The 20,102-nt window shown below is 57.2% G+C and carries 22 protein-coding genes; 17 read left to right on the top strand and 5 right to left on the bottom strand.

Annotated features, from left to right (window positions below):
* Positions 1-241 precede the first annotated feature (241 nt).
* Genes cysJ through cysH form a run of 3 tightly spaced genes read left to right on the top strand, consistent with a single transcriptional unit; the run spans position 242 to position 4,509 of the window.
* Positions 242-2,047, top strand: a complete 1,806-nt coding sequence (gene cysJ, locus ACOTX7_RS06225) for an NADPH-dependent assimilatory sulfite reductase flavoprotein subunit (protein WP_221256398.1) — start codon at positions 242-244, stop codon at positions 2,045-2,047.
* On the top strand, positions 2,047-3,759 hold the full coding sequence (gene cysI, locus ACOTX7_RS06220; protein WP_221256397.1) for an assimilatory sulfite reductase (NADPH) hemoprotein subunit: 1,713 nt from the start codon (positions 2,047-2,049) through the stop codon (positions 3,757-3,759). The genes cysJ and cysI overlap by 1 nt, the downstream gene beginning before the upstream one ends.
* A gap of 15 nt (positions 3,760-3,774) precedes the next feature.
* A complete protein-coding gene (cysH, locus tag ACOTX7_RS06215; protein ID WP_221257282.1) occupies positions 3,775-4,509 on the top strand; it encodes a phosphoadenosine phosphosulfate reductase in 735 nt (244 codons plus the stop codon).
* A gap of 123 nt (positions 4,510-4,632) precedes the next feature.
* Here the strand turns inward: cysH and ACOTX7_RS06210 are convergent, their stop codons facing one another.
* Entirely contained in the window at positions 4,633-5,676 is a 1,044-nt protein-coding gene (locus tag ACOTX7_RS06210; RefSeq protein WP_205924589.1) for an aminopeptidase, read from the bottom strand.
* A 237-nt stretch (positions 5,677-5,913) separates the two neighbouring features.
* Between ACOTX7_RS06210 and cysG the strand changes: the two genes are divergently transcribed.
* From cysG to ACOTX7_RS06155, 11 genes are all read left to right on the top strand, one after another.
* Positions 5,914-7,272: a siroheme synthase CysG gene (gene cysG / locus ACOTX7_RS06205; RefSeq protein WP_221256395.1), complete on the top strand. Its 1,359-nt coding sequence runs from the start codon at positions 5,914-5,916 to the stop codon at positions 7,270-7,272.
* A 9-nt stretch (positions 7,273-7,281) separates the two neighbouring features.
* Positions 7,282-8,190 carry a sulfate adenylyltransferase subunit CysD gene (gene cysD, locus ACOTX7_RS06200; protein WP_006811770.1) on the top strand — a complete coding sequence of 303 codons (909 nt, stop codon included), beginning with the start codon at positions 7,282-7,284 and terminating at the stop codon, positions 8,188-8,190.
* Positions 8,191-8,199: 9 nt separating this feature from the next.
* The gene (cysN, locus tag ACOTX7_RS06195; protein WP_006811769.1) at positions 8,200-9,624 is read left to right on the top strand and encodes a sulfate adenylyltransferase subunit CysN; all 1,425 of its coding nucleotides are present in this window, start codon (positions 8,200-8,202) and stop codon (positions 9,622-9,624) included.
* Entirely contained in the window at positions 9,624-10,229 is a 606-nt protein-coding gene (gene cysC, locus ACOTX7_RS06190; RefSeq protein WP_221256394.1) for an adenylyl-sulfate kinase, read from the top strand. The genes cysN and cysC overlap by 1 nt, the downstream gene beginning before the upstream one ends.
* A gap of 58 nt (positions 10,230-10,287) precedes the next feature.
* Positions 10,288-10,614 carry a DUF3561 family protein gene (locus ACOTX7_RS06185; RefSeq protein WP_006811767.1) on the top strand — a complete coding sequence of 109 codons (327 nt, stop codon included), beginning with the start codon at positions 10,288-10,290 and terminating at the stop codon, positions 10,612-10,614.
* A 79-nt stretch (positions 10,615-10,693) separates the two neighbouring features.
* Positions 10,694-11,005: a cell division protein FtsB gene (gene ftsB / locus ACOTX7_RS06180; protein ID WP_003862095.1), complete on the top strand. Its 312-nt coding sequence runs from the start codon at positions 10,694-10,696 to the stop codon at positions 11,003-11,005.
* A 19-nt stretch (positions 11,006-11,024) separates the two neighbouring features.
* Complete coding sequence (gene ispD / locus ACOTX7_RS06175; protein ID WP_205924593.1) at positions 11,025-11,735, top strand: 2-C-methyl-D-erythritol 4-phosphate cytidylyltransferase; 711 nt, start codon at positions 11,025-11,027, stop codon at positions 11,733-11,735.
* Positions 11,735-12,214 carry a 2-C-methyl-D-erythritol 2,4-cyclodiphosphate synthase gene (ispF, locus tag ACOTX7_RS06170; protein WP_006811766.1) on the top strand — a complete coding sequence of 160 codons (480 nt, stop codon included), beginning with the start codon at positions 11,735-11,737 and terminating at the stop codon, positions 12,212-12,214. The genes ispD and ispF overlap by 1 nt, the downstream gene beginning before the upstream one ends.
* Entirely contained in the window at positions 12,211-13,260 is a 1,050-nt protein-coding gene (gene truD / locus ACOTX7_RS06165; protein ID WP_221256393.1) for a tRNA pseudouridine(13) synthase TruD, read from the top strand. Before ispF ends, truD begins: the two co-directional genes overlap by 4 nt.
* The gene (gene surE / locus ACOTX7_RS06160) at positions 13,241-14,002 is read left to right on the top strand and encodes a 5'/3'-nucleotidase SurE (RefSeq protein ID WP_006811764.1); all 762 of its coding nucleotides are present in this window, start codon (positions 13,241-13,243) and stop codon (positions 14,000-14,002) included. The genes truD and surE overlap by 20 nt, the downstream gene beginning before the upstream one ends.
* Positions 13,996-14,622, top strand: coding sequence for a protein-L-isoaspartate(D-aspartate) O-methyltransferase (locus tag ACOTX7_RS06155; protein WP_221256392.1), 627 nt, complete (start codon positions 13,996-13,998; stop codon positions 14,620-14,622). Before surE ends, ACOTX7_RS06155 begins: the two co-directional genes overlap by 7 nt.
* Positions 14,623-14,716: 94 nt before the next feature.
* On the opposite strand, the gene ACOTX7_RS06150 is transcribed toward ACOTX7_RS06155, so the two are convergent.
* Positions 14,717-14,857: a peptidase gene (locus ACOTX7_RS06150; RefSeq protein WP_226865043.1), complete on the bottom strand. Its 141-nt coding sequence runs from the start codon at positions 14,855-14,857 to the stop codon at positions 14,717-14,719.
* Here ACOTX7_RS06150 and nlpD point away from each other — a divergent pair.
* Complete coding sequence (gene nlpD / locus ACOTX7_RS06145) at positions 14,790-15,863, top strand: murein hydrolase activator NlpD (protein ID WP_260630870.1); 1,074 nt, start codon at positions 14,790-14,792, stop codon at positions 15,861-15,863. The two genes, ACOTX7_RS06150 and nlpD, sit on opposite strands and share 68 nt — an antisense overlap.
* A 59-nt stretch (positions 15,864-15,922) precedes the next feature.
* Complete coding sequence (gene rpoS / locus ACOTX7_RS06140; RefSeq protein ID WP_013098493.1) at positions 15,923-16,915, top strand: RNA polymerase sigma factor RpoS; 993 nt, start codon at positions 15,923-15,925, stop codon at positions 16,913-16,915.
* Positions 16,916-16,965: 50 nt separating this feature from the next.
* On the opposite strand, the gene ACOTX7_RS06135 is transcribed toward rpoS, so the two are convergent.
* Together ACOTX7_RS06135 and ACOTX7_RS06130 are read right to left on the bottom strand one after the other, a co-directional pair.
* Complete coding sequence (locus tag ACOTX7_RS06135; RefSeq protein WP_221256391.1) at positions 16,966-17,343, bottom strand: DUF4440 domain-containing protein; 378 nt, start codon at positions 17,341-17,343, stop codon at positions 16,966-16,968.
* Positions 17,340-18,542 carry an MFS transporter gene (locus tag ACOTX7_RS06130; protein ID WP_221256390.1) on the bottom strand — a complete coding sequence of 401 codons (1,203 nt, stop codon included), beginning with the start codon at positions 18,540-18,542 and terminating at the stop codon, positions 17,340-17,342. Before ACOTX7_RS06130 ends, ACOTX7_RS06135 begins: the two co-directional genes overlap by 4 nt.
* A gap of 109 nt (positions 18,543-18,651) precedes the next feature.
* On the opposite strand from ACOTX7_RS06130, the gene ACOTX7_RS06125 reads away from it, so the two are divergent.
* Positions 18,652-19,539, top strand: a complete 888-nt coding sequence (locus tag ACOTX7_RS06125) for a LysR family transcriptional regulator (protein WP_214592122.1) — start codon at positions 18,652-18,654, stop codon at positions 19,537-19,539.
* Here the strand turns inward: ACOTX7_RS06125 and ACOTX7_RS06120 are convergent.
* Positions 19,536-19,943, bottom strand: a complete 408-nt coding sequence (locus ACOTX7_RS06120) for a MarR family winged helix-turn-helix transcriptional regulator (protein WP_221256389.1) — start codon at positions 19,941-19,943, stop codon at positions 19,536-19,538. The genes ACOTX7_RS06125 and ACOTX7_RS06120 overlap by 4 nt on opposite strands.
* Positions 19,944-20,102 lie beyond the last annotated feature (159 nt).

Genomic DNA, 20,102 nt, shown 5'->3' with positions numbered 1-20,102 from the left:
CTAAAACGGCTCTGAACGGTCACCGCCCCGTATTCATGGTGTTTATCGGCTTTTGTTGTTTTATTTCAAATGGTTATTTAATCGTTTTTATCGTTAAGAACGATAACTAAAACAGGTTAGTCCATTTGGTTATTTATTATTTCCATCCCTTCTTTAATTGTTATTATCCCCGCCGTTAACCTTATCTTCAGTTTGGATTTATTCGCTTAAAGTCCGCTTTGCTACTGGAACATAACGACGCATGACAACACAGGCCCCACCTTCAAATTTGCTTCCCCTGAACCCGGAGCAACTGGCGCGCCTACAGGCCGCGACTTCCGATTTTTCACCCACCCAGCTTGCCTGGGTCTCCGGCTATTTCTGGGGAATGCTGAACCAGCAGCCGGGTGCTGTGGCTGGCGCATCGCCAACGGCCGTTGAGATTCCTGCCATTACGCTTATCTCCGCTTCGCAAACGGGTAATGCCCGGCGTGTGGCCGAAGCGCTGCGTGATGACCTGCTCGCCGCGAAGCTGAACGTCAACCTGGTCAACGCCGGGGATTATAAATTCAAACAGATCGCGTCAGAAAAACTGCTGGTGGTGGTGGCGTCAACGCAGGGGGAAGGTGAGCCTGCGGAAGAAGCCGTCGCGCTGCATAAATTCCTGTTCTCGAAAAAAGCGCCAAAGCTGGAGGGCACCGCCTTTGCCGTGTTCGGCCTCGGTGATACGTCCTATGAATTTTTCTGCCAGTCCGGTAAAGACTTCGACAGCAAGCTGGCGGAGCTGGGCGCGGAGCGTCTGCTGGATCGCGTGGACGCTGACGTGGAATACCAGGCTGCCGCCGCCGAATGGCGGGCACGTATCGTTGAGGTGCTGAAAGCCCGCGTCCCGAAAGAGACGCCAGCGCAGGCCGCCGTTACCGCAGCGGGCACCGTCAATGAAATCCACACCAGCCCCTACACGAAAGAGGCGCCACTGACGGCGAGCCTGTCGGTAAACCAGAAAATCACGGGCCGTGATTCGGAAAAAGACGTACGCCATATCGAAATCGATCTCGGTGACTCCGGCCTGCGTTACCAGCCTGGTGATGCGCTCGGCGTCTGGTATCAGAACGATCCGGCGCTGGTGAAAGAGCTGGTCGAGCTGCTGTGGCTGAAAGGCACCGAGCCGGTCCAGGTGGAAGGCAAAACGCTGCCGCTTTCTGAAGCGCTCCAGTGGCATTTCGAACTGACGGTGAACACCGCCAACATCGTTGAAAACTACGCCACCTTAACGCGCAGTGAATCCCTCCTGCCGCTGGTGGGGGATAAGGCAACGTTACAGCATTACGCCGCGACGACGCCGATTGTCGATATGGTGCGTTTCTCTCCGGCACAGCTGGATGCCGACGCGCTGATTGGCCTGCTGCGTCCGCTGACGCCGCGCCTGTACTCCATCGCCTCCTCACAGGCGGAAGTGGAAAGCGAAGTCCACATTACCGTGGGTGTGGTGCGTTACGACATCGAAGGCCGCGCCCGCGCGGGTGGGGCATCAAGTTTCCTGGCGGATCGCGTGGAGGAAGAGGGCGAAGTGCGCGTCTTTATCGAGCACAACGACAACTTCCGCCTGCCGGCGAACCCGGAAACACCGGTGATCATGATTGGTCCGGGCACCGGCATTGCGCCGTTCCGCGCCTTTATGCAGCAGCGCGCGGCAGACGATGCGCCGGGTAAAAACTGGCTGTTCTTCGGCAACCCGCACTTTACCGAGGATTTCCTCTACCAGGTTGAATGGCAGCGCTACGTCAAAGAGGGCGTGCTGACCCGCATCGATCTGGCCTGGTCCCGCGATCAGAAAGAAAAAGTATACGTACAAGACAAACTGCGCGAACAGGGCGCAGAGCTGTGGCGCTGGATCAATGACGGCGCCCACATTTATGTCTGCGGCGACGCCAATCGCATGGCGAAAGACGTTGAGCAGGCACTGCTGGAAGTGATTGCCGAATTCGGCGGTATGGATGCCGAAACGGCGGATGAATTTTTAAGTGAGCTGCGCGTAGAGCGCCGTTATCAGCGAGATGTCTACTAATGAGCGAAAAACATCCTGGCCCACTGGTGGTCGAAGGCAAACTGTCTGACGCCGAGCGCATGAAGGTAGAGAGCAACTACCTGCGCGGTACCATTGCCGAAGATTTAAATGACGGCCTGACCGGCGGTTTCAAAGGCGACAACTTCCTGCTGATCCGTTTCCACGGTATGTACCAGCAGGACGACCGCGATATCCGCGCCGAACGTGCCGAACAGAAGCTGGAGCCGCGTCATGCGATGCTGCTGCGCTGCCGCCTGCCGGGTGGCATCATAACCACCAAACAGTGGCAGGCGATCGACAAGTTTGCCCATGACAACACGATTTACGGCAGCATTCGTCTGACTAACCGTCAGACCTTCCAGTTCCACGGCATTCTGAAGAAGAACGTCAAGCCAGTGCACCAGATGCTGCACTCGGTGGGTCTGGACGCGCTGGCAACCGCCAACGACATGAACCGTAACGTGCTCTGCACCTCGAACCCGTATGAGTCCGAGCTGCACGCGGAAGCGTATGAGTGGGCGAAGAAGATCTCCGAGCACCTGCTGCCGCGCACCCGCGCCTATGCGGAGATCTGGCTCGATCAGGAGAAAGTCGCCACTACCGACGAAGAGCCGATCCTCGGCCAGACCTACCTGCCGCGTAAGTTCAAAACCACGGTGGTGATCCCGCCGCAGAACGATATCGATCTGCACGCTAACGACATGAACTTCGTGGCGATTGCCGAAAACGGCAAGCTGGTCGGCTTTAACCTGCTGGTGGGCGGCGGTTTGTCCATTGAGCACGGTAACAAGAAAACCTACGCCCGCACCGCGAGCGAGTTCGGCTTCCTGCCGCTGGAGCACACGCTGGCCGTGGCTGAGGCGGTGGTTACTACCCAGCGCGACTGGGGTAACCGTACCGACCGTAAAAACGCGAAAACCAAATACACCCTGGAGCGCGTGGGCGTCGAGACGTTCAAAGAAGAAGTGGAGCGTCGCGCGGGGATCAAGTTTGAGCCGATCCGCCCTTACGAGTTCACCGGTCGCGGCGATCGCATTGGCTGGGTGAAAGGCATCGACAATAACTGGCACTTGACGCTGTTTATTGAAAACGGTCGTATTCTGGATTATCCGGGCCGCCCGCTGAAAACCGGTCTGCTGGAAATTGCGAAGATCCACAAAGGCGAGTTCCGTATTACCGCCAACCAGAACCTGATCGTCGCCAGCGTGCCGGAAAGCGATAAGGCAAGAATTGAAGAGCTGGCGCGCGAGCACGGGTTGATGGATGCGGTCAAACCGCAGCGTGAAAACTCGATGGCCTGCGTGTCGTTCCCGACCTGCCCGCTGGCAATGGCCGAAGCCGAGCGTTTCCTGCCGTCATTTACGGACAAAGTGGAAGCGATTCTGGAAAAACACGGCATTCCGGACGAGCATATTGTTATGCGCGTGACGGGCTGCCCGAACGGCTGTGGCCGCGCGATGCTGGCCGAACTCGGTCTGGTAGGAAAAGCGCCGGGGCGCTATAACCTGCACCTGGGGGGGAACCGTATCGGGACGCGCATTCCGCGTATGTTCCGCGAGAACATCACCGAGCCGGAAATTCTCGATTCCCTCGACGTGCTTATCGGGCGTTGGGCGAAAGAGCGCGAAGCGGGTGAAGGTTTCGGCGACTTTACGGTACGTGCAGGCATCATTCGCCCGGTGCTCGATCCCGCAAGGGATTTCTGGGAATAACCACGAGAGGTAATTATGTCCGTACTCGATCTAAATGCCCTGAATGACCTGCCAAAAGTCGAACGCATTCTGGCCCTGGCAGAAACCAATGCCCAACTGGAAAAGCTCGACGCCGAAGGGCGCGTGGCGTGGGCGCTGGAAAACCTGCCGGGAGACTATGTGCTCTCGTCCAGCTTTGGTATTCAGGCGGCGGTCAGCCTGCATCTGGTGAATCAGATCCGTCCGGACATTCCGGTGATCCTCACCGATACCGGCTACCTGTTCCCGGAAACCTACCAGTTTATTGACGAGCTGACGGACAAGCTCAGGCTGAACCTGAAAGTCTACCGGGCAACGGAGAGCGCGGCCTGGCAGGAGGCACGTTACGGCAAGCTGTGGGTGCAGGGCGTTGAGGGCATTGAGAAATACAATGCGATCAACAAGGTCGAGCCGATGAACCGGGCGCTGAAAGAGCTGAACGCCCAGACGTGGTTTGCCGGTCTGCGCCGCGAGCAGTCGGGCAGCCGCGCCACGCTACCGGTGCTGGCGGTGCAGCGCGGTGTGTTCAAAGTGCTGCCGATCATCGACTGGGATAACCGGACGGTGTACCAGTACCTGCAAAAACACGGCCTGAAGTACCATCCGCTGTGGGATCAGGGCTATCTGTCAGTGGGGGATACCCACACCACGCGCAAATGGGAACCGGGAATGGCGGAAGAAGAGACGCGATTCTTTGGGCTGAAGCGCGAGTGCGGATTGCACGAAGGATAACATCTTACTGCCCCTCACCCTAACCCTCTCCCCAAAGGGGAGAGGGGATCGCACGGAGCTGTCTTTTCCCCCTCGCCCCTTTGGGGAGAGGGCAGGGGTGAGGGGGCGGGGAAAAATAACGCACTACGCTTTCCCCGCTTTCGCCAGCTCCTTCACCAGCGGCAGCATCACTTTCACGACATCCCGGCTGCGGTGCTCAATCCGCTGCGGCAGCGCTTTATCAATGTGCTGCTGATTATCCAGCCGCACATCATGCCAGCTGGTTCCGTCCGGGAATGCTTTCGATTTGCTGCGCTGTTGATAGCCATCTTTTTTGCCCAGCGTCCAGTTCGTCGCCTCGACGTACAGCACCGGAATGCCCGCCTTATCAAACACTTCACCGTCATTACAGCAGCCTGTGCCTTTTGGATAATCCGGGTTACCGCCCGGATTTGTCGCGGCATAGACGCCATGCGTACGGGCAAGCGCCAGCGCGCGGTCGCGGGTGAGTTTACGTACGCTGCTCGGCGTGCTCTGTCCGCTATTAAAATAGAGCTTATCTCCCACGATCAGATTATCGAGGTTGATCACCAGCAACGTATTTTTCTTCTCCTCAGCGCTCATGCGTTTAAGGAGATTCTCAGCGCCGAGTTTTCCTTCTTCTTCGCCGCTGGTCGCGACAAAGCGAATGCTGTATTTCGTGGGAATATTTTTCAGGCGTTCGGCCAGCTCAAGCATCACGCCCAGCCCCGCCGCATTGTCATCCAGCCCCTGAAGCGTCAGCCCGCCGAGGTTATTATCGACATCGGCGTCGCTCATCGGCGTGTAGGTATCAAGGTGCGCCATAATAATAATTTGCTCGGCCGCCTTTCCTTCGTGCGCCGCAATAACCGTGCTGCCGGTTATGTTATGCCAGTTCTGCGTTTTATTGCGTGAGGTATAGATGTAGCGGCTATGGAAAGCGCGAATGTCACTCTTATAGCCCATATCCGCAAACTGCTGACGAATATAGTCTGCCGAGAGCATCTCGGCTGGGGTTCCGGTCATGCGGCCCGGAAAGACCGTAGCAATATGCCGCGCCTGCATACTGGCTATTTCGCCGTAAGTTTGATTTTTTGCCTGAGCCGGAAGGATAAAGCAAACGCCGAGCGCCAGGGCAACGAATCGGTGGCGCATTGCGGAAAACATAGGGAGTCCTTAAAAACAGAGCAAAATTTTAACCCGCATAGTATGAAACTGTGATCGGGTAGACACAATTTGAATTGCTCTTAAATGCCCGAAATTTCGCGTGTTAAGCACTTTTTGATATTTGCTTTTCCACGGCGTTATTCCATTGAGTAACTACTCATTCCAATTCGTAATTTCATTCGATCTAAGCCGCCCCCTATAGTCCCTTTATTCCTTGTTGTTAGCGAGTTGTTGCCTGTGGACTATCTCCCCCTTTTTGCCGCCTTAAAAGACCGACCGGTACTGGTTGTCGGGACAGGTGAAATTGCCGATCGCAAAATCGCGTTCCTGCAACGCGCCGGGGCGCGGGTGCAGGTTGTTGCAGAGGCGGATTTTGAAGAGTCACAGATCGACAGCGTGGTGCTGGTGATTGCGGCAACTGAAGATCGGGCGCTCAACCGCCGCATCTCCGGGGCAGCCCAGGCCCGTCACCGTCTGGTGAACGTGGTAGACGACCAGCCGCTGTGCTCATTTATCTTCCCGTCGATTGTCGACCGCTCGCCGCTGCTGGTGGCGATCTCCTCCGGCGGCACCGCCCCGGTGCTGGCGCGCGTGCTGAGAGAAAAAATCGAAGCGCTGCTGCCGACCAGCCTCGGACGCATGGCGGAGAAGGCCAGCTACTGGCGCAACCACCTGAAAACGCGTCTGACCAGCGTGACGGAACGTCGTCGCTTCTGGGAGCGTGTGTTTCGGGGCCGCTTTGCCAGCCTGATGCAGGCCGGTAACGAGACGGCGGCGCAAAAAATTCTCGAAGACGAACTGGATAACCCCGGCAGTACGAGCGGGGAGATCATTCTCGTCGGCGCCGGGCCGGGCGATGCCGGGCTGCTGACGCTGCGTGGCCTTCAGGTGCTTCAGGATGCGGACGTGGTGTTCTACGACCACCTGGTGACTGACGGTATCCGCGAGCTGATCCGCCGTGACGCGGAGCAGATCTGCGTCGGCAAACGTGCCGGTGAGCACTCCGTGCCGCAGCACGATACCAACCAGATGCTGATTGCCGCCGCGAAAGCGGGCAAGACCGTGGTGCGCCTGAAAGGGGGCGACCCGTTTATTTTCGGTCGCGGTGGCGAAGAGTTGCAGGCGGCAGCCGAAGCGGGCGTCCCGTTCCAGGTGGTTCCTGGCATTACGGCGGCGTCTGCCGTCACGGCCTACGCGGGTATTCCGCTGACCCATCGCGATTTTGCCCAGAGCGTGACCTTTGTGACCGGGCACTATAAAGCCGACAGCACGCCGTTTGACTGGTCACATCTCGCCCAGAGCCGACAAACGCTGGCGATTTATATGGGCACGATGAAAGCGGCGGATATCAGCGAACAGCTTATTCAGCACGGTCGCGATGCAACGACGCCGGTCGCGGTGATCTCCCGCGGGACACGCGTCGATCAGCATGTCGCCATCGGCACCTTACAAGACCTTGCAACCCTGGCGAAAGACGCCCCGATGCCCGCCCTGATCGTGGTGGGAGAAGTGGTGCAGCTGCACAGCACGCTCGCCTGGTTCCAACACACAACCGACACAGAAGGCTTCGGCGCTTCTGTTATAAATTTGGCTTAAGGAACGGTTATGGACCAAAAACGACTTACTCACCTGCGGCAGCTCGAAGCGGAAAGTATCCACATCATCCGCGAAGTGGCCGCCGAGTTTTCTAACCCGGTGATGATGTACTCCATCGGTAAAGATTCCAGCGTCATGCTGCATCTGGCGCGTAAAGCGTTTTATCCGGGTACGCTGCCGTTCCCGCTGCTGCATGTGGATACCGGCTGGAAATTCCGCGAGATGTACGAATTCCGCGACCGTACCGCCAAAGCCTACGGCTGCGAGCTGCTGGTGCACAAAAACCCGGAAGGGGTGGCGATGGGCATCAACCCGTTCGTGCACGGCAGCGCCAAACACACCGACATCATGAAAACCGAAGGGCTGAAGCAGGCGCTGAATAAATACGGTTTTGATGCGGCCTTCGGCGGCGCGCGCCGTGACGAGGAGAAATCCCGTGCGAAAGAGCGTATCTACTCCTTCCGCGACCGCTTCCACCGCTGGGACCCGAAAAACCAGCGCCCGGAGCTATGGCACAACTACAACGGCCAGATCAACAAAGGCGAAAGCATTCGCGTCTTCCCGCTCTCCAACTGGACCGAGCTGGATATCTGGCAGTACATCTATCTGGAAAATATTGAGATCGTTCCGCTGTATCTGGCGGCAGAGCGCCCGGTGCTGGAGCGCGACGGCATGCTGATGATGATCGACGACGATCGCATTGATTTACAGCCGGGCGAAGTGATCAAAAAACAGATGGTCCGTTTCCGTACTCTCGGCTGCTGGCCGTTGACCGGCGCGGTGGAATCCAGTGCGCAGACGCTGCCGGAGATCATCGAGGAGATGCTGGTGTCGACCACCAGTGAGCGACAGGGCCGCGTGATTGACCGCGACCAGGCAGGCTCCATGGAGCTGAAGAAACGTCAGGGTTATTTCTAAGGAGCCGCCATGAATACGACTATTGCCCAACAAATTGCCGATGAAGGCGGCGTAGAAGCTTATCTGCACGCCCAACAGTACAAAAGTCTGCTGCGTTTCCTGACCTGCGGCAGCGTGGATGACGGGAAAAGCACCCTGATTGGTCGTCTGCTGCACGACACGCGCCAGATTTACGAAGATCAGCTCTCTTCCCTGCACAACGACAGTAAACGCCACGGCACCCAGGGCGAAAAACTCGACCTGGCGCTGCTGGTGGACGGCTTGCAGGCGGAGCGTGAGCAGGGCATTACCATTGACGTCGCCTATCGCTACTTCTCCACCGAGAAGCGCAAGTTTATTATCGCCGACACCCCGGGGCACGAGCAGTACACCCGTAACATGGCGACCGGCGCGTCCACCTGTGACCTGGCGATCCTGCTGATCGACGCCCGTAAAGGCGTGCTGGATCAGACTCGACGTCACAGCTTTATCTCTACGCTACTGGGGATCAAACACCTGGTGGTGGCGGTGAACAAAATGGATCTGGTGGACTACAGCGAAGCGCGGTTCGACGAGATCCGCCAGAGCTACCTGACCTTTGCTGAACAGCTGCCGGGCAACCTCGATATTCGCTTCGTGCCGCTTTCGGCGCTGGAAGGGGATAACGTCGCCTCTCAGAGCGCGAACATGCCGTGGTACAGCGGTCCAACGCTGCTGGAAGTGCTGGAAACCGTTGAAATTCAGCGCGTGGTCGATACTCAACCGATGCGCTTCCCGGTGCAGTACGTGAACCGTCCGAACCTCGATTTCCGCGGCTTCTCAGGCACCCTTGCGTCCGGCGCGGTGAAGGTGGGCCAGCGCGTGAAGGTGCTGCCGTCCGGTGTGGAATCGGCCATTGCCCGTATCGTCACCTTTGATGGCGATCTGGACGAAGCCGGGGCGGGTGAAGCGGTAACCCTGGTACTGAAAGACGAAATTGATATCAGCCGCGGCGACCTGCTGGTCGATGCGCAGGAGACGCTGGCGGCGGTGCAGGGCGCGTCCGTGGACGTGGTATGGATGGCGGAACAGCCGCTGACCGCAGGCCAGAGCTATGACATTAAAATTGCGGGCAAGAAAACCCGCGCCCGCGTGGACGGCATTCAGTTCCAGGTGGACATTAACAACCTGACCCACCGTGACGTGAGCGAGCTGCCGCTGAACGGTATTGGCCTGGTGGATCTGACCTTCGACGAGCCGCTGGTGCTGGATCCGTATCAGCAGAATCCGGTGACGGGCGGGCTGATCTTTATCGACCGCCTGACCAACGTCACCGTCGGTGCTGGCATGGTGCGCGAGCCTAACGCACAGGCGAGCGTGACGTCTGAGTTCAGCGCCTTCGAGCTGGAGCTGAACGCGCTGGTGCGTAAGCACTTCCCGCACTGGGGCGCTCGCGATCTGCTGGGAGGCAAGTGATGGCCGCCCATGATGAGAACGTCGTCTGGCATCCTCATCCGGTCACCGTCGCCCAGCGCGAACAGCTCCACGGTCACCGTGGGGTTGTACTGTGGTTTACCGGGCTGTCTGGCTCCGGTAAATCCACGGTGGCAGGCGCGCTGGAAGAGGCGCTGCATCAGCAGGGGGTGAGCACCTACCTGCTGGACGGCGACAACGTGCGTCACGGTCTGTGCAGTGATTTGGGGTTCAGCGACGACGACCGCAAAGAGAACATTCGTCGGGTGGGCGAAGTCGCCAGCCTGATGGCGGATGCCGGGCTGGTGGTGCTGACGGCATTTATCTCACCGCACCGCGCCGAGCGTCATATGGTGCGCGAGCGCGTGGGCCAGGATCGCTTTATTGAAGTGTTTGTGGATACGCCGCTGGCAATCTGCGAAGCGCGCGATCCGAAAGGGCTGTACAAAAAAGCCCGCGCGGGAGAGCTGCGAAACTTCACCGGCATCGACTCGGTTTACGAAGCGCCTGAATCCCCTGAGATTCATCTGGAGGGTCAACAATTGGTAACAAATTTAGTAAGCCAATTATTAGACCTGCTGAGACGGGACGATATTATCAGATCCTGAGACGGTATCGTTCGGGACCTGTCTTCCCGAGCGATGAGTCACGGTCACAGGATTAGCTATGCGCAACAGTGAAAACTACATGATTACCACCGGGTCGGAACCGTTAACGACCGACGACGAGACGACCTGGTCCTTCCCTGGGGCGATTGTCGGCTTCGTGTCGTGGTTACTGGCGCTGGGTATCCCGTTTTTGATCTACGGGGGGAACACCCTCTTTTTCTTTCTCTACACCTGGCCTTTCTTCCTGGCGCTGATGCCCGTTGCGGTAGTTGTGGGCGTGGCGCTGCACTCTCTTTTCAACGGCAAGCTCCTGTATAGTACGCTCATCACTATTGCCACCGTGGTGGTCATCTTTGGCCTGCTGTTTTTATGGCTGATGGGCTAACTTGCGGCATAATTAAAACCCCGCAGTAGAGTCCAGCGGAAAGTTATGGGATGATGATGCCGTTTTTTCAGGGGGCAGGATGGGTAAACTAACGCTGCTGTTGCTGGCTTTGCTGGTCTGGCTGCAATATTCGCTGTGGTTCGGCAAAAACGGACTACACGACTACAGCCGGGTGAGCGATGACGTCGCGGCACAGCAGGCGACAAACGCCAAACTTAAAGCGCGTAACGATCAACTTTTTGCTGAAATTGATGACCTCAATGGCGGCCAGGAGGCGATTGAGGAGCGCGCACGCAATGAACTCAGTATGACTAAGCCGGGCGAAACGTTTTATCGTCTGGTACCGGATGCGTCTAAACGCAATCAGGGCTCCGCACAAAACAATCGATAATCAGGCCCAGGATTACGACATGGCAGCAACTTTTTCGGACGTCTGTGCCGTGGTGCCGGCCGCAGGTTTTGGCCGGCGCATGCAGACAGAATGTCCCAAGCAGTACCTCTCAATTGGTGATAAAACGATCCTCGAGCACGCCGTGGCAGCGCTGCTGGCACATGCCCGGGTGAAACGCGTTGTCATTGCCATCAGCCCCGGCGATGCGCGTTTTGCGCAGCTTCCGCTGGCAAATCATCCTCAGATTACCGTTGTTGACGGCGGCGCCGAGCGGGCCGACTCTGTCCTGGCGGGCATTCAGGCTGCCGGGCACGCGCAGTGGGTGCTGGTGCACGATGCCGCGCGCCCCTGCCTGCATCACGACGATCTGTCGCGTCTGCTGGCCCTGAGTGAAACCAGTAAAGTGGGCGGTATTCTGGCCGCGCCGGTGCGTGACACCATGAAGCGTGCCGAACCGGGTAAACCGGCGATTGCGCACACCGTTGAGCGCGTGGATTTATGGCACGCGCTGACGCCACAATTTTTCCCCCGCGAACTGCTCCACGACTGCTTAACGCGAGCGCTTAAAGAAGGTGCCACCATTACGGACGAAGCCTCGGCGCTGGAGTATTGCGGTTTCCACCCAACGCTTGTTGAAGGGCGCGCTGATAATATAAAAGTGACGCGCCCGGAAGACTTACAGCTCGCGGAATTTTATCTTACCCGTACGACCCCTCAGGAGAAGGCATAATGCGTATTGGACACGGTTTTGATGTACACGCCTTTGGCGGAGAAGGCCCAATTATCATTGGCGGCGTGCGTATTCCTTACGAAAAAGGTCTGCTGGCGCATTCTGATGGCGACGTGGCGCTGCATGCGCTGACCGACGCGCTGCTGGGTGCCGCCGCGCTGGGCGACATCGGCAAACTGTTCCCGGACACCGATCCTGCTTTTAAGGGCGCGGACAGCCGCGAACTGCTGCGCGAAGCCTGGCGTCGTATTCAGGCCAAAGGCTACACCCTCGGCAACGTTGATGTGACGATCATTGCTCAGGCGCCAAAGATGCTGCCGCACATTCCACAGATGCGCGTGTTTATCGCTGAAGATCTGGGCTGCCACATGGACGACGTCAACGTCAAAGCCACCACCACGGAGAAGCTGGGCTTTACGGGCCGTGGCGAAGGCATTGCTTGTGAGGCCGTGGCGCTGCTGGTGAAGGCGGCCAAATGACGGACTTTGACAACCTGACATACCTGCACGGAAAACCGCAGGGCAATGGCCTGCTGAAGGCCAACCCTGAAGATTTTGTGGTGGTAGAAGATCTCGGGTTTGAGCCGGACGGCGAAGGCGAGCACATCCTGGTGCGCATTCTGAAAAACGGCTGCAACACCCGCTTCGTGGCGGACGCGCTGGCAAAATCCCTCAAAATTCACGCCCGCGAAGTGAGCTTTGCCGGGCAGAAAGATAAACATGCCGTGACCGAACAGTGGCTTTGCGCCCGCGTGCCCGGCAATGCGATGCCTGATTTAAGCAAATTTGAGCTTGAGGGCTGTAAGGTACTGGAGTACGCCCGCCACAAGCGCAAATTGCGACTGGGCGCCTTAAAAGGCAACCATTTCACGCTGGTGCTGCGTGAAGTAACCAACCGTGAAGACGTTGAAAAACGCCTGAACGCTGTCTGTGAACGCGGCGTACCGAACTACTTTGGCGCACAGCGCTTTGGCATTGGTGGCAGCAACCTGCTGGGCGCGCTGCGCTGGGCGCAAAGCGATGCACCGGTGCGCGACAGGAATAAACGCAGTTTTTGGTTGTCGGCGGCCCGCAGTGCGTTGTTTAATCAGATGGTGAGCGAACGGCTGAAAAAACCGGACGCGAATCAAGTTGTTGTCGGCGATGCGCTACAATTAGCGGGACGCGGAAGCTGGTTTGTGGCAACGGCCGAAGAGATGGCCGATGCCCAGTCGCGCGTGGACGCTAAAGCGCTGATGATTACCGCCGCCTTGCCGGGCTCAGGCGACTGGGGAACCCAGGGCGAGGCGCTGGCCGCTGAGCAGTCGGCGGTGGCGGATGCGCCAGAATTACAATCCTTGCTGGTGCGGGAAAAGGTCGAGGCGGCACGCCGGGCGATGCTCCTCTACCCGCAACAGTTGAGCTGGAACTGGTGGGATGACGTAACCGTCGAGTTACGCTTCTGGCTGCCGGCAGGTAGCTTTGCCACCAGTGTTGTCAGGGAACTTATCAACACGTCGGGTGATTATGCGAATATTGCTGAGTAACGATGACGGGATCCATGCGCCAGGTATTCAGACGCTGGCGAAACACCTCCGTGAGTTTGCGGATGTGCAGGTCGTGGCTCCCGATCGTAACCGCAGTGGCGCGTCTAACTCATTGACGCTGGAGTCTTCACTTCGCACCTTTACCTTCGAAAATGGCGATATTGCCGTACAGATGGGGACGCCGACCGACTGCGTGTTTCTGGGCGTGAATGCGCTGATGCGCCCGCGGCCAGATGTTGTGGTCTCTGGCATCAATGCCGGACCCAATCTTGGCGATGATGTGATTTATTCCGGGACCGTGGCCGCGGCAATGGAAGGGCGTCACCTGGGGTTTCCGGCGCTGGCGGTCTCGTTAAACGGCCACACGCACTATGACACTGCCGCCGCGGTGACCTGCTCCCTTCTCCGTGCGCTTGGCCGAGAGCCGCTGCGTACCGGACGTATCCTCAACATCAACGTGCCGGATCTCCCGCTGGACGAGATTAAAGGGATCCGCGTGACGCGCTGCGGCAGTCGCCATCCAGCCGATCAGGTTATTCCCCAGCAGGATCCGCGCGGCAATACCCTGTACTGGATCGGTCCGCCGGGAGACAAATGCGATGCCGGGCCAGATACCGACTTCGCGGCGGTGGATGAAGGATACGTTTCCGTTACGCCGTTGCACGTAGATTTAACCGCTTATAGCGCGCATGATGTGGTGTCGGACTGGTTAGATCGGGTCGGAGTGAACGCGCAATGGTAAGCAAACGTGTACAAACTCTTCTGGAACAACTTCGCGCACAGGGGATCCGCGACGAGCACGTGCTTGAGGCGCTTGCTCAGGTCCCGCGTGACAAATTTGTAGACGAGGCGTTTGAACACAAAGCGTGGGAAAACGTGGCGCTGCCCATCGGGCAAGGCCAGACGATTTCGCAGCCCTACATGGTGGCGCGTATGACGGAGCTTCTGGAGTTAACGCCAGACTCCCGCGTACTGGAAATTGGCACCGGTTCAGGGTATCAAACCGCGATCCTGGCCCACCTTGTGCACCATGTCTGTTCCGTGGAACGGATTAAAGGCTTGCAGTGGCAGGCGCGCCGTCGCCTGAAACAGCTTGATTTACATAATGTATCGACACGCCACGGCGATGGATGGCAGGGTTGGCAGGCTCGCGCCCCGTTTGACGCCATCATTGTCACGGCAGCGCCTCCTGAAATCCCCGCTGCACTTCTCTCGCAGCTGGATGAGGGGGGCATTCTTGTTTTGCCCGTCGGGGATGAGCAGCAGCTTTTAAAGCGCGTTCGTCGGCGCGGCGGCGAGTTTATTATCGATACCGTGGAAGCCGTACGCTTTGTGCCCCTGGTTAAGGGCGAGCTGGCCTGAGACTCGGATTTTTCCAGGGTTATTAAGGCAAATTCAGCGTATGGTGTGGCGCGATAGGTTCGTGCCATCACGGTTATTTTTAAGTCACTGGTAGTTAACACATTCCTGGGGGATAAATGAGCGCGGGAAGCCCAAAATTCACCATCAGCCGTGTTGCGGCATTATCACTGGTTTCGCTCTGGCTGGCTGGCTGTACAAATTCGAATAACGCGCCAGCGCCTGTCAGTTCCGTCAATGGAACCAGCGGCTCGGGTAACACGTCCAGCGGAATGTTGATCACCCCTCCGCCTAAAATGGGCACCTCAACGGCGCAGCAAACTCCGCAGATCCAGCCGGTCCAGCGTCCAGTTACGCAGCCTACGCAGATTCAGCCAGTGGATCAGCCTGTTCAGACCGAAAATGGCCGCATAGTGTATAACCGTAAGTATGGGAACATTCCGAAAGGTAGCTATACCGGCGGCAGCACCTATACCGTGAAGCGCGGCGATACGCTGTTCTACATTGCCTGGATCACCGGGAACGATTTCCGCGATCTGGCACAGCGAAACAACGTCCAGGCCCCGTATGCTCTGGAAGTTGGACAAACGCTTCAGGTTGGCAACGCGACGGGGACACCGCTTACGCCAGGCAACACCGTTTCGGCTGCCGACGTAACTGCGCAAAATAACAGCGTTACCCCTGCACAAAAAACCACCACGGTGGTTGCTTCACAACCTGTAATTACGTATTCTGAGGATTCAGGTGATCAGAGTGCTAACAAAATGTTGCCGAATAATAAAGGTACTGCGACTGTTGTCACAGCACCGACTACGGCACCTGTGGTTAGCTCTACTGTACCGACTGCAAGCAGTCAGAATGCCAGCTCGTCAATCACCACCTGGCGCTGGCCAACTGACGGCAAGATTATCGAGAACTTCGCCACCTCTGAGGGGGGTAACAAAGGGATCGATATCGCAGGCAGTAAAGGACAGGCAATCATCGCGACCGCAGACGGACGCGTTGTCTATGCCGGTAACGCACTGCGCGGTTACGGTAATCTTATTATCATCAAACATAATGATGATTACCTGAGTGCCTACGCCCATAACGACACTATGCTGGTCCGGGAACAACAAGAAGTTAAGGCGGGGCAAAAAATCGCTACCATGGGTAGCACCGGAACCAGTTCTACACGCTTGCATTTTGAAATTCGTTACAAGGGGAAATCCGTAAACCCGCTGCAATATTTACCGCAGCGATAAATTGACGGGGCATGCCAGCCAGGGTGTCTCGTCCAGGGATCACGGGTAGGAGCCACCTTATGAGTCAGAATACGCTGAAAGTTCATGATTTAAATGAAGACGCGGAATTTGATGAGAACGGAGCAGAGGCTTTTGACGAAAAAGCCTTAGTAGAAGAGGAACCCAGTGATAACGATTTGGCTGAAGAAGAGCTGTTATCGCAGGGTGCCACACAGCGTGTGCTGGACGCGACTCAGCTTTACCTTGGGGAGATTGGTTACTCCCCACTGCTAACGGCCGAAGAAGAAGTCTATTTCGCACGTCGTGCTTTGCGTGGTGATGTTGCCTCGCGTCGTCGCATGATCGAAAGTAACCTGCGACTGGTCGTGAAAATTGCCCGCCGTTACGGCAATCGTGGTCTGGCTCTGCTGGATCTGATTGAAGAGGGTAACTTAGGTCTCATCCGCGCAGTTGAGAAGTTTGACCCGGAACGCGGGTTCCGTTTCTCAACCTACGCGACCTGGTGGATTCGTCAGACCATCGAACGGGCTATTATGAACCAGACCCGTACGATTCGACTGCCGATTCACATCGTCAAAGAGTTGAATGTTTATCTGCGTACTGCGCGCGAGTTGTCCCATAAGCTGGACCACGAGCCAAGTGCGGAAGAGATTGCAGAGCAACTCGACAAACCGGTTGATGACGTAAGCCGTATGCTGCGTCTCAACGAGCGCATTACCTCGGTTGACACCCCGCTGGGTGGCGACTCCGAAAAAGCGCTGCTGGACATCTTGGCCGATGAAAAAGACAACGGCCCGGAAGACACCACGCAGGACGATGACATGAAACAGAGCATCGTCAAATGGCTGTTCGAACTGAACGCCAAACAGCGTGAAGTGCTGGCACGTCGTTTCGGTTTACTGGGGTATGAAGCTGCGACACTGGAAGATGTCGGCCGTGAGATTGGCCTGACCCGTGAACGTGTTCGTCAGATTCAGGTTGAAGGACTGCGCCGCCTGCGTGAAATCCTGCAAGGGCAAGGTCTGAATATCGAAGCGCTGTTCCGCGAGTAAGCAACCATTCGTCAGAAAAGGCCCGTCGTGAGACGGGCCTTTTTTATGCCTTACGGCTGCGCCGTTTCGTGCAGCAAACGCCAGGTGATGTTATCCCCTTCCTGATTAAGCAGCGCGGTTGACCAGCGCACGTTGACGGGCTGGCCTGGCCGGGTTTGCGTCTCCCGGTAATGGAGCACCGCGCCGTTGTCCCATGTCTGAAGCGTTGTTAACGCATCAATACCGATCCTTAGCCCGGGTCGGGTTCCCCGCTGCGCATATAAAAAGTGGGCAAGCGCGTGATGATCTAAAGGGTTGCCACTCGGTGGAATCATCAGAAAATCCGGACGGAAACGGGCGAGCAGGGCGTCCTGATCGCCTTCGCCTGCACCTAACCAGTTTTCAAGGGCGACGTGAATGTCGAGGATCTCTTGTTCGAAATGGGTCATGCTTGCTCCTGTTGCAGTTGCGCAAGTAACTGCGTGTTGTTAAGACGGTAGACGTATAGTACGGGCAGTAGGGTGATGACGGCGGCAAAAACAAACATCCAGTGCCAGGCGGCCAGCGGCGCGAGATAATCCTGCATGAAGCTCAGCGCCTGCGCCAGCAGCAGAGCGCCCGCAAAAAAGCTCAACTGACGATTCAGATTCCATAGCGCGCTGGCATCAGGCATATCTTCCGGTCGCATCGTCAAAAACGCGCTGCTCTGAGCCGTACTGCTGCAAAGGCTTCCCCCCGCGCCCATCAGCGCAAACGCAACGGCAGGTAACAGCATTGCCGGGCCGACGTTAATTAAAAGCAAAATGCCCGTCGCCTGCAAAAGGCAACCGATGACCACCAGCGGCCGGGGGCCGATACGGTTGAAAAAGCGTCCTGTCGCGGTGATAGCCAAAAACGAAGCCACAGACCATGGCAGCATAAGCATGCCCGTTGCGGCGGGCGTCATATTGGCCTCGCTCTGGAGGTAATACATGCCCGTTACGTTCACGCCGATAAAGATACCGGGTACGCACACATAGATAAGCATGGATAAGCGCAACAGCGGATCCGTCAGCAAAGACAGGTTTACTGTCCTGGTGGTGTTTATCGGTGACGGTTCTGTTTTAAGCCACGCATAGGCCAAAGCAAAAGTGACAATGGCGACGGGCAGGGTGGCAAAAAATATCCAGCGCCAGCTGAATGCCTGAACCAGCATGCCGCCCACCGCCGGTGAGCAGGCGGGGGCAAGCAGTGCGACCAGCATCACCGCCGAGGAGAGTCTGGCCCGCTCATGAGGCTTAAACTGTTGCCAGGTCAGCGCCTGACCAACCGGGATCAATAAACCCCCTCCAGCACCCTGCACGACTCGCCAGGCAATCAGACTTTCCAGCGAAGATGAGAGACCCGCCGCAACGGAGGCCGCGCTAAAGAGAAGCAGTGACAGCAGGATAACGCGCTTCGGCCCGATGCGGCGCGTCAGGATACTGCTGAAAGGGATGACTAACGTCAGTCCGGCAATGTATCCGTTACTTACCCAGGCAAGCGCGGAAGGTGTGGTATTGAAAGCGCGAGCCATCGCCGGAAAGGCGACGCTGGCAATAAACATGTTTATCAAATCAAGGAAAAAGCCGAGCAGAAAGACGACGGCGATTTTGCTGCGATACGTCATAGAAGTTCCTCCGGTGAGGTGGCGTATCGTATCGGCCCGCGCGTTACGGATAAACGCGACAAACCACGATATACTGTCAACATTATTTTGACAGTTAACCAGGCAAGCGATGCTTAATTTACAGCGTACGGAGATGTTTATCGCCGTAGCGGACACCGGCAGTTTCACCGCCGCGGCGGAGGCTATGGGGCTGACAAAAGCGGTGGTCAGCTTTCATATTCGTCAGCTTGAAGAGGAGCTGGGCGTCACCCTGTTGCTGCGAACCACCCGACGCCTGACGCTGACCGAGGCGGGGAAGCTCTTTCATCAACGAAGCGTGATGCTGTTACGGGATGCAGAGCGATTGCAGGATGATGTTCGCGCCAACCACGCCGGGCTGACGGGGGAACTGCGGATCACCACCACACCCGAATATGGCTCGCAGGTGGTGGTGCCTTTGCTGGCTGAATTTAGCCAGCTGCACCCGGACCTCCGCGTGCGGCATGTCTCGTCCTCTTTGCATGCCGATCTTATCGCCGAGCGCTTCGATGTCGCTATCCGGCTCGGCACGCTTGCCGATTCGCGCTACCACGCCGCGTTGATGACCTCCTTCACCATCCTGCCCGTGGCAACGCCAGGCTGGCTGGCAAACCATCCGGTTGACTCGCTGGAGCAGCTGGCGGAAGCGGACTGGATCATTCACGAGCGTTTAACGTCGCCGCTGCGCTGGCAGGTGAGAGGTGTTGATCGGCATCCGGTTTCCTTTGAGATCAAGAAAGCGCCGCGCCTGTATGCAGACAGCGCCCAGGCGCTGATGGCTTTTGCCCTCGCGGGATGTGGGGTGGCGCTGCTGCCGGAGTGGCTGGTACGTAACGCACTGGATGCGGGGGAACTGGTCTCGCTGTTACCGGCGTACACGTTTGCTCAGCAGGGCATCTATGCCGTTTATCCCGATGCCCGGCATGTGCCCGCGAAAGTGCGAACATTTATTGATTTTATGCGCGTCAGGGTGACTTAACCCTGCATCATCTTTTTAATGAGCGCTGAAAATTGCTCTCGTTCCGCGCCGTTAAGGCGCCCTAAAAACGCCTCATCCACCTCATTTCCAATCGGTTTACTGCGCTCAAGCAGGGCCTCACCTTCGGACGTCAGAAAGACAAAACGACGGCGCTTGTCTGCCGGATCGTGCTCGCGCCTGACCAGGCCGCGTGCTTCCATACGGCTCAGCATTTCTGCCAGCGTCGCTTTGGTGCTCACCGCGACTTCAGTCAGTGCAACCTGCTCAATGCCAGGAATTTCAGCAATTGACCGCATCACCGCATATTGTGGCTTGGTCAGTTCGGGCAGTGCGTGCTGCCACTGGGCGGTATGCTGTTGAAAAAGCTGACGTAGCAGGTGGAAAGCTTCTTGTCTTAACTCCATGGACACTCCGACGGATAAATACTCCCTCTATGATAGCCGCTCTCGGGCTGAATTTTAACGCGAGAGTTTTTTAGCGAATAGTGTGATCGCATACGAACGATCTTGCCAGCAACAGGATACAGGCGTAGTTTATTTAATATGTTCGTATACGAACAAACT

Origin of the sequence: Enterobacter cloacae complex sp. IR5418 (genome assembly GCF_049238105.1) — a bacterium.
Classification (GTDB): domain Bacteria; phylum Pseudomonadota; class Gammaproteobacteria; order Enterobacterales; family Enterobacteriaceae; genus Enterobacter; species Enterobacter hormaechei.
Note: the sequence above shows the minus strand (reverse complement) of the source record. Positions and strands in the feature narration are given on the sequence as shown.